The sequence below is a fragment of the Actinoallomurus acaciae genome (genome assembly GCF_042429965.1).
Classification (GTDB): domain Bacteria; phylum Actinomycetota; class Actinomycetes; order Streptosporangiales; family Streptosporangiaceae; genus Actinoallomurus; species Actinoallomurus acaciae.
This window is the reverse complement of the sequence record NZ_JBHLZP010000347.1, coordinates 1-8,909: the sequence shown is the minus strand read 5'-3', so window position 1 is coordinate 8,909 and position 8,909 is coordinate 1. Positions and strand designations below refer to the sequence as shown.

At 72.3% G+C, this 8,909-nt stretch carries 9 protein-coding genes; 4 read left to right on the top strand and 5 right to left on the bottom strand.

What is annotated here, in order from left to right:
* On the bottom strand, nt 1-702 hold a 702-nt coding region (locus ACFFNX_RS33790), incomplete at its 3' end, for a HAMP domain-containing protein (protein WP_446678543.1).
* Nucleotides 703-1,311: 609 nt separating this feature from the next.
* Here ACFFNX_RS33790 and ACFFNX_RS33785 point away from each other — a divergent pair.
* Nucleotides 1,312-1,992: a response regulator transcription factor gene (locus ACFFNX_RS33785; protein ID WP_378209932.1), complete on the top strand. Its 681-nt coding sequence runs from the start codon at nt 1,312-1,314 to the stop codon at nt 1,990-1,992.
* Here ACFFNX_RS33785 and ACFFNX_RS33780 read toward each other — a convergent pair.
* Together ACFFNX_RS33780 and ACFFNX_RS33775 are read right to left on the bottom strand one after the other, a co-directional pair.
* Complete coding sequence (locus ACFFNX_RS33780) at nt 1,976-2,368, bottom strand: response regulator (RefSeq protein ID WP_378209931.1); 393 nt, start codon at nt 2,366-2,368, stop codon at nt 1,976-1,978. The genes ACFFNX_RS33785 and ACFFNX_RS33780 overlap by 17 nt on opposite strands.
* Before the next feature lie 111 nt (nt 2,369-2,479).
* Nucleotides 2,480-3,049, bottom strand: a complete 570-nt coding sequence (locus ACFFNX_RS33775; protein ID WP_378209930.1) for a TetR/AcrR family transcriptional regulator — start codon at nt 3,047-3,049, stop codon at nt 2,480-2,482.
* A gap of 85 nt (nt 3,050-3,134) precedes the next feature.
* Here ACFFNX_RS33775 and ACFFNX_RS33770 point away from each other — a divergent pair, with 85 nt between their 5' ends.
* A complete protein-coding gene (locus ACFFNX_RS33770) occupies nt 3,135-4,202 on the top strand; it encodes an aldo/keto reductase (protein ID WP_378209929.1) in 1,068 nt (355 codons plus the stop codon).
* On the opposite strand, the gene ACFFNX_RS33765 is transcribed toward ACFFNX_RS33770, so the two are convergent.
* Nucleotides 4,195-4,539 (bottom strand): ArsR/SmtB family transcription factor, encoded by a 345-nt coding sequence (locus ACFFNX_RS33765; protein ID WP_378209928.1) that lies wholly within the window; start codon nt 4,537-4,539, stop codon nt 4,195-4,197. The genes ACFFNX_RS33770 and ACFFNX_RS33765 overlap by 8 nt on opposite strands.
* A gap of 111 nt (nt 4,540-4,650) precedes the next feature.
* Here ACFFNX_RS33765 and ACFFNX_RS33760 point away from each other — a divergent pair, with 111 nt between their 5' ends.
* The gene (locus ACFFNX_RS33760; protein WP_378209927.1) at nt 4,651-5,751 is read left to right on the top strand and encodes an NADH:flavin oxidoreductase/NADH oxidase; all 1,101 of its coding nucleotides are present in this window, start codon (nt 4,651-4,653) and stop codon (nt 5,749-5,751) included.
* Nucleotides 5,752-5,774: 23 nt separating this feature from the next.
* The gene (locus tag ACFFNX_RS33755; RefSeq protein ID WP_378209926.1) at nt 5,775-6,332 is read left to right on the top strand and encodes an HAD domain-containing protein; all 558 of its coding nucleotides are present in this window, start codon (nt 5,775-5,777) and stop codon (nt 6,330-6,332) included.
* A gap of 450 nt (nt 6,333-6,782) precedes the next feature.
* On the opposite strand, the gene ACFFNX_RS33750 is transcribed toward ACFFNX_RS33755, so the two are convergent.
* Complete coding sequence (locus tag ACFFNX_RS33750; RefSeq protein ID WP_378209925.1) at nt 6,783-8,081, bottom strand: YehQ family protein; 1,299 nt, start codon at nt 8,079-8,081, stop codon at nt 6,783-6,785.
* Between the last annotated feature and the right edge of the window lie 828 nt (nt 8,082-8,909).

The following is an 8,909-nucleotide window of genomic DNA, read 5'->3' as shown; positions in this document are numbered from 1 at the left end:
GGCCACCCGCGTCACCTCACCGGCGAACGCCGACAGCTGATCCACCATCGTGTTGACGGTCAGCTTGAGCTCCAGGAGCTCGCCGGTCGCCTCGACCGTCACGGAGCGGGTCAGGTCGCCGCTCGCCACCGCCTTCGTGACCACCGCGATGTCGCGGACCTGGGCGGTCAGCCGGTCCGCCATCGTGTTGACCGCCTCGGTCACGTCACGCCAGCTGCCCGACAGCCCGCGCACCTTCGCGCGTCCGCCGAGCCGGCCCTCCGTGCCGACCTCGCGGGCCAGACGGGTCACCTCGCCGGTGAACATCGACAGCTGGTCGACCATCTGGTTGATCCGCTGGCCGAGCCTGCGCAGGTCGCCGCGCAGCGGGTGCTTGCCGTCGCTCGGGTCCATCCGCTGGGACAGGTCACCGCCCGCGACCGCGTCCAGGACCCGGGTGGCGTTCGCCGTGGGGATCACCAGCGCGTCGATCAGCGTGTTCACCGTGTCGACGCTCCCCGACCAGGCGCCGCCCGGCGCCGGGCAGAGACGTTCGTCCAGCCGGCCGTGGCGGACCACCTCGCGGGTCACACGTGCCAGCTCACCGGCGAAGTGCTGGTGCCGGTCGGCGATCTGGTTGAACGCCCGCGCCAGGTCCGCCGTGATCCCCTCGTGGTCGGCGGGCAGCCGTACCCGGAAGTCACCGTCGCCCAGAGCCGGCATCGCGGCCAGCAACGGCCGGAGCTCGCTCACGCGGATCCACCCGTCGCCGGGCGGATGATTCACTTCTCTTACCATCGTGCTCACGTGGAAATCCCCCCGTTACCACCGGATGTCGCCCCTGAGGTCCCACGAGCCCCACCGGCCGGACTCCGCCCGTACGGACCGGTGCCCCAGCGCATGGCCGGAGCACGAGCCGATACGCCGGACCGAGGTGAGGGGCGGCCGAGAGTGTGGGCGTCAACGGCGCCCGTGACCGGGGTCCGGCAGGCGGAAGCGGGCGACCGTGTCATCCGGCCCGCCCGGATACGGACACGGGCAGAGCGTTGAACGGTCCAGGCCCCTGCCTGGACGATGATGTTGTGGCGAGCCTCGCTCGCCGTACGCGACATCCCCCGTCGGCGTACTGTTCGACCATAAGTGACAGGCCGCCGGATTGGCGAGCATGTCGCCTCAGATCCCTCCATATTGCCTGATCAGCGGCTTACGGGGCCACTCCGGCGGTGATCCTCGACGGGGCGATGACACCGCGGCCGTCGGACATCACCGCAGGTCGCGATTGCGCGCGTAGCATGGAAGCTGACGATGCTAGGAGAGTGGCGGCCCGACATCGTGCGTGAACCCAATGGCTCGGTCCCTCTGCGAGGGCGTGTGGTCCTCGCCGACGACGACATACTGCTGCGCGAGGGCGTGGCAAGTCTGCTGGCGCGCGCGGGCTTCGACGTGGTCGGCCAGGCCGACAACGGCGACCGGCTGGTCGACCTGGTCCGCGAGCAGGTCCCCGACCTGGCGATCGTGGACGTGCGCATGCCACCGACGTGCACGACCGAGGGCCTGGTGGCGGCCACGGAGATCCGCCGGCGGTTCCCCTCCGTCGCGATCCTGGTCCTGTCGGCGTTCGTCGAGGTGAACCACGCCATGGAGCTGCTGTCCGGCGGCGACCGCATCGGCTACCTCCTCAAGACGCGGGTCACCGACCCGTCCGAGCTCTTCGACGCGCTGGAACGCGTCCGCAGGGGCGGCTCGGTGATCGACCCGTACCTCGTACAGCGGCTGTTCGCGGCTCACCGGCGCATCGACCCGCTGGCCAAGCTGAGTGCGCGGGAACGCGAGGTCCTCGCCCTGATGGCGGAGGGCCGGTCGAACGCCGGCATCGTCCACAAGCTGTGGATAACGGAGCCCACGGTGGAGAAGCACGTGCACAGCATCCTGACCAAGCTGTGCCTGCCGGAGACCGACGCCGACCACCGGCGCGTCCTCGCGGTCCTCGCCTTCCTCAACGCAGGCTGCTAGACCGCCGGCCGACGGACAGCAACTCCCTGATCCGCTCGGTGGAGACGGTGGTCTTGTCGAGGAAGCCGAATGCCGGATGGGAGGCGACCAGCGGGGTCAGCTCGTCCTCGGCCAGGGTCGACAGCAGGACGACGACCGGCTTCCAGACCGTACCGGCGGCGCTCTCGTCGATGCGACGCGCGACGTCGAAGCCGTTCTCCGCCCCGAGGCGGACGTCGACCAGCACGATGTCGGGCCGGGCGTCCCGCGCCCGCTCGACCGCCTCCGCACCACTGGACGCGGTGCCCACGACGACCGCCCCGCCGCGTTCGAGCATGTAACCGATCGCGGCGCGGAAGGCGGCGTCGTCATCGACGATCAGGCAGCGCATCTCCATGACCTCAGGATCGCGCGGCCGGCGCCGCGGGCGCATGGAAGCACGCCCCCAAAACCCGATGGTGGATATCCCGCACGCACGTCTGGATATCCCGCACGTACGTCGTCCCGCTCAGGCGCCCGCGAGGAGCCCTTCGACGGCCGAACGGGCGTGGCGAAGGGGCCCGGGGTCGTTCAGCAGCGCGCTCTGGGAGAGCGCGCCGTCGAACAGGATCGCCAGCCGGTCGGCCAGCGCCTCCGGGTCGGCCGCCCCGGCCTCACGCGCGGTGTCGCGCAGGAGCCCCCGGAAGGCGCGTTTGTGCTCGGCGGCCACCCTCCGGGCCGGGTGCCGGGGGTCGGCGATCTCGGCGGCGGCGTTGACGTACGGGCAGCCGCGGAACCCCGCACCGATCGCGTCGTCGAACAGGCCCAGCAGGCGCTCCCGCGCGGGCAGGTCCGTACGGGCCAGCACCTGTTCGCGCGGCAGGAGGCCCTCTTCGTCGAAGCGCCGCAGGTACGCCGCGACCAGTTCGTCCTTGCTCTCGAAGTGCTGGTACAGCGTGCGCTTGGAGACATGGGCGACCTCGGTCAGCTCGCCGATGCCGGTCGCGTTGATGCCCTGCTCGTAGAACAGCCGGGTCGCCGCCCGCAGGATGCGCTCGCGGGCGCCGCGACCGCCGCGCGTCGTCGAGGATGTGGTCACGGACTCCAGGGTACCGATCGTTTTACTTCGCCGGGTAGGGTTGTCACGGTCGATGTAGAACGATCGGTTTACCAAGGGAGTGACCATGCGATACACCACATTCGGCCGGAGGACCGGGCTCCGCGTCTCGGAGTACGCGCTGGGCACCGGAAACTTCGGCACCGGCTGGGGATTCGGCGCCGAGCGGACGGAGGCACAGCGGATCTTCGACCGGTTCGCCGAGGCGGGCGGGACCTTCATCGACACCGCGGACGGCTACCAGGCGGGTCAGTCGGAGGCGATGCTGGGTGAGTTCCTCGCCGCCGATCGCGACCACTTCGTGCTCGCCACCAAGTACTCCAACGGGCCGTACCGCCGGGCCGGAGACCCCGACATCTCGCGCCTCGGGGACAGCCGCAAGGCCATGGTCACCTCGGTGGAGGCGAGCCTGCGGCGGCTGAGGACCGACTACATCGATCTGTACTGGGCGCACCTCCCGGACGGGATCACGCCGATCGAGGAGGTCGCCCGCGCCTTCGAGGACCTGGTGCGCGCGGGCAAGATCCTGCACTGGGGGCTGTCGAACTTCGCGGCCTGGCAGGTGTCACGGGCGGCGACGTCGGCCGACCTCCGGGGCTGGGCGCCCACCGCCGGCATCCAGCTGGAGTACAGCCTGGTGGAGCGCACCGCCGACCGCGAGCTCCTGCCGATGGCCGAGTCGCTGGGGCTGGGCGCGGCACTCTGGTCACCGCTCGGCGGCGGCCTGCTGACCGGCAAGTACCGCACGAGCGACACGGGCCGGCTGTCCGACTGGGGCGGCCGCCTGGTGCACACCGAGAGCACCGCACAGAAGAGCGCCGTCGTGGACGCCGTGCTGGAGGTCGCCGTGGAGACCGGCGCGTCACCGGCCCGGGTCGCCGTCGCCTGGGTGCGCGAACACGCCGCCCGCGCCGCGACCACGTACGTGACGATCATCGGCCCCCGCGACCTGCGGCAGCTCGACGACTACCTCGGCGCGCTGGACGTCACTCTCACCGACGCGCAGTACACCCGGCTCAGCGAGGTCAGCGCGGTCTCGCGGGGCATGCCGCACGACCTCGTCGCCGCACAGCGGGACACGGTGCTGGGCGGCGACGCGTCCCGCGTCATCCGCCCGGCCGTACCGGTCAGCTGATCGGCACCCGCGACCGCCGGGTGGCGTCGGCCGTCAGCACCGCGTCGAGCAGACCGGGAAAGAGCGCGTCGAGGTCCGCCCGGCGGATCGCGGTCATCTTGGCCGTGCCCCGGTAGACCTGATGGATCAGGCCGGCCTCGCGCAGCACCCGGAAGTGGTGGGTCGTGGTCGACTTGGTGACCGCCAGGTCGATGGCCGAGCACGGCGCCTCCTCCCCCTCTTCCAGACCCGCCAGGAAGCGCACGACCTGGAGGCGTACCGGATCGGACAGCGCGTGGAGGACGGCCTCCAGCCTGATCTCCGCACGGTCGGGATGATCGAGAGTCCGGACGGTCACGGTCGAGGTCCCTTCACAGCCGGCTTTGACCATGGTACGACGTGTATCGTAGTTTGACGATCGCCGTATTACGATGGCTCTCGTACTGTCTGATGATGGAGGAGTACGGCCGTGAGTGCACTGTTCGAGCCCCTGACCCTACGCGACGTACGGATCCCGAACCGGGGCTGGATGTCGCCGATGTGCCAGTACTCCGCGCCCGAGACGGGGCCGGACACCGGCGTCGCCGGCGACTGGCACTTCGCGCACCAGGCGGCGCGTGCCGTGGGCGGCACGGGCCTGATCCTCACCGAGGCCACCGCGGTCAACCCCGAGGGACGGATCAGCCCGGCGGACCTCGGCCTGTGGAACGACCGGCAGCAGCGCGGGCTGACCCGCATCACCGGCTTCCTCCGCGAGCACGGCAGCGTGCCCGGCATCCAGCTCGCCCACGCGGGACGGAAGGCCTCGACCGACCGGCCCTGGCGCGGCGGCCGGGCCCTGTCGCCCGACGACCCGCACGGCTGGCGGCCGGTCGCGCCGAGCCCCGTGGCGTTCCACGACGGTGACCCGGTGCCGGAGGAGCTGACCCGCGAGCAGATCCACCGCATCGCCGACGACTTCGCCGCCGCCGCCCGGCGCGCCCTGGACGCGGGCTTCCAGGTGATCGAGATCCACGGGGCGCACGGCTACCTGATCCACGAGTTCGCCTCCCCCCACACGAACCGGCGCACCGATGAGTACGGCGGCTCGTTCGAGAACCGGACGAGGTTCGCGCTGGAGGTGGTCGACGCCGTACGCGCGGTGTGGCCGGCCGGCCTGCCGTTGTTCTACCGCGTCTCGGCGACCGACTGGCTGACCGAGAACCCGGAGGACGACCGCGAGGGCTGGACCGTCGACGACACCGTACGCCTCGCCAAGGAGTTGCTCGCCCACGGCGTCGACCTGCTCGACGTCTCCAGCGGCGGCATCGCCCCCGGGGCGCGGATCACCACCGGGCCGGGCTACCAGGTTCCGTTCGCCGCCCGGGTGAAGGCCGAGACGGACCTCCCCGTCGGCGCGGTCGGCGAGATCACCGAACCACGGCAGGCGGAGGAGATCATCGCCGCCGGGCAGGCCGACGCCGTACTGTTGGCGCGTGAACTGCTGCGCGACCCCTTCTGGGCCAACCGCGCCGCCCAGGCACTCGGCGCCAAGCCCTCCTGGCCCGACCAGTACCACCGCGCCGTCTGACCCGGCGCCCCGGCGCTGATCCGATGGCATGGGGCATCGGCGGTGTCCCCCGGCCGGGGAGCCGGGCGGTCGAACGGCCGTTGCTGTACCTGGACGTCGACGGGGTGCTCAATCCCCTGTCTCCGTCCGACCCGGCGCGGTTCGTACGTCACGAGACCGGCGGCCCTTCTGTACGACTGTCCCGGGAGCACGGCGACTGGCTGCGGGAGCTGTCGGCACGTTATGAGCTCGTGTGGGCGACCACCTGGGAGCATCTCGCCAATGAGCACCTCGGCCCGCTGCTCGGCCTGCCGGAACTGCCGGTCGTGGAGTTCTCCGCGTACCGGCGCCGGCGGGACGACCCGAGATTCGGCATCCTCCAGCTCATGGAGACGCGCAAGTGGGCCCCGATCCTCCGCCATGCCGACGGCCGCCCGTTCGCCTGGGTCGACGACGTCATACCGATGCGAATCCGCCGCCAGGCATGGCCCTACCGGGGAATCCTGCTCGTCCCGGTCGACCCAGGCGACGGCCTCACCCGCCACCATGTGAACCGCCTTTTGTCCTGGCCACGAGCCGCCTCGACGCCCCGCCCCGGCTGAGGCCGGGAAAATCCCCGGCGATCGCGAAGAGCCGCTCACGCCCGCCGTGGCGGTCTCTCGACGCATCGGGCCGGTCCCGGGTCGTCCGCCGTCGCCCCTGCAATACGCGATAGCGGCGGTCGGTGTCTCGACGAAGCTTGGCGGCGTGGGACGAAGCCGAGTGTCGGCCCAAGCCCGCGCCACCACGCCCACCTCGCCAGCCCGACAAGCCGCCGAAAACGGTCCCGCTTCCGTCGCCGACCCGGCGGAGGTCCTCGACCCTGCGATATGCGACAGCGCCAGGCGATCTCTCGACGAAGCTCGGCAGCGATGATGAGACGAAGCCGAACATCGGCCCAGGCCCGCATCATCATGCCTGCCTCGCCAGCCCCGCAGGACGCCGGAAACACGGTCGCCGCCGCCGATCCGGCGAAGCTCGTCAGCCACCTCCTCGGTCCTGCGGGCGGTGTCTCAGCGAAGTTCGGCGGCGGTGATGAGGCGGAGCTGGGCGTCGACCCAGGCCCGCGTCATCACACTCGCCTCGCCGATCCGGCAGGCCGTCAAAAAGGCGGTCGCCGCCTCCGCCGACGCCGTCAAGCCGACCCGGCGGAGCTCGTCGGCCGCCTCCTCGACCCTGCGGTGGACGCCCGGTGTCGTGTGGCGCAGGCCGCGGTGGGCGATCTCCGCGAAGGCCGTGAGGGCGGCCTCCAGCGCCGAGTCCAGGCGGTCTTGTGCGGTGGGGATGTGGACGGCCAGTTCGCCGTCGCCCTCCCCCGGGGCGAGGTCCGGCACCGTGATACCCCCGGCGGCGAGGACCGCGATCGGGTCGATCAGCAGCGTGCCCCGGCCGCGGCGCAGGAACCCGGTGATGAAGCGGGGCTCGTTGCCCAACGCGGCGGCGAGGGCGTCCAGGGCCCCGGGACAGTGCGCGCGGTACTCCGCCACGACCTTGGCGGTGCCTCCCGCCGCGTCGGCGATCACGGCGACCAGCCGCTGGTCGCCCGGGTGGTAGCCGACCTCGCGCACCTCGGCGACCTCGAGGACCCGTACGTGCTCGGCCGCCACGCGTGGCCGGATGAGCCGGGGTGGCAGTTCTTCCAGCGCGCGAGAGGCGGCCGCCAGGTCACGCACCATCACCGGCGCGGGCAGCCGCGACCAGGCATCGCCCACCGGCGTGACCGTCGTCTTGGCGACCCGGCCCTGGGCGATGTGCACGACCCGGCTGGCGCTGCGCGAGGCGGACTCCGAGACCAGGTTGGCCACGGCCAGGGCACTGAGCGACGTGCCCGCGACCCGGCGCCCGGCCAGATCGTGGCCGGTCGGCTGCTCCTCCGGTGGTACGTCCCAGCGCCGCCGCAGCACCAGGACCGTGCCGTCGCCGGCATGTGCGAGGAAGACCTCCGCGACGCGTTCGTCCACGGCACCGCCGACGCGACAACCGAGACTCACGAGCCGTACGCGCCGCAGTGGCGTACGCCCGGGTTCGCCACCCCCCAGAATCTGCGAACGCAACCCTCCGGCGGCAGCCGCACGCCGACGCGCGTGCAGTTCGGTGAGGAGCTCGGCGTACCGCTCCGCCGCGTAGCGCGCCCCCCGATCCGCGTACGCGTCAAGCTGCTCGACAAGGTCACCCAACGCCCCGGCGGGCCAGTGCGACCCCTGCTCCTCGACGGTCCGGCACATCCGCCGCAACGCCGCACCGAGCACGGGACCGGCGTGCATGGCCCCCTCGGCCAGCAACTCGGTGGCGAGCTCAACGGCCGACTCCACCCCGGCCGGAACCCCGACCCCACGGCCGGGCCCGGACACACCACCCTCCGACGCCTCAGCCCAGCCACCCGACGCCGCCACACCGCTCTCCGAGGCCTCGGCCCCACCGCCCGGCCCCGCCGTACCAATCTCCTGCAGTCCGATGCCGCCATCCGGCACCGCCGCACCCGGTTCCCGCAGCCCAGCACCATCGCCCGACGCAGCCGCGCCACCCTCGACCAGCCCGGCGCCACCGCCAGGCCCAATCCCCCCGCCCGGCCCGGTCACACCCTTCGCCGACGCCCCAGACCGCCCGCCTGACGCCGACCCACCACCCTCCGACGCCTCAGCCCCGCCGTCCGGCACCGCCGTATCGGGCTCCCGCAGTCCAGCGCCACCGCCCGATTCAGCCACACCACCCTCGGCCAGCCCGGCGTCACTGCCAGGCCCGCCAACGGGCTTGGTCACGCCTCTCTCCGATGCCCCAGTACGACTGCTGGACGCCGACTCTCCGCCCTCCGGCGCCCCGGCGCCGCCGTCCGGCGTGACCGGATCAGCCTCGACCGAGGCTCGGCCACCGGGCGTCGCCACACCGCCCACAGGCACACCGGTCCCACCGTCAGGTCCCGCCCCACTTCCAGGCCCGGGCCCACCGCCGAGCCCGACGGCACCGTCCTCCGACAGCTCGGTCTGGGCGTCCGCCGCCGCACCGGGGCCCCGCAGCCCAGCTCCGGCGCTCGGCGACTCCGCGCCGTCCTCTCGGAGCCCAGCTCCACCGGCCGACGCTGCCGCATCGGCCTCCGGCGTACCGGCGCTACCGGGCGGACCGGCGGTACCACTCCCTCCCAG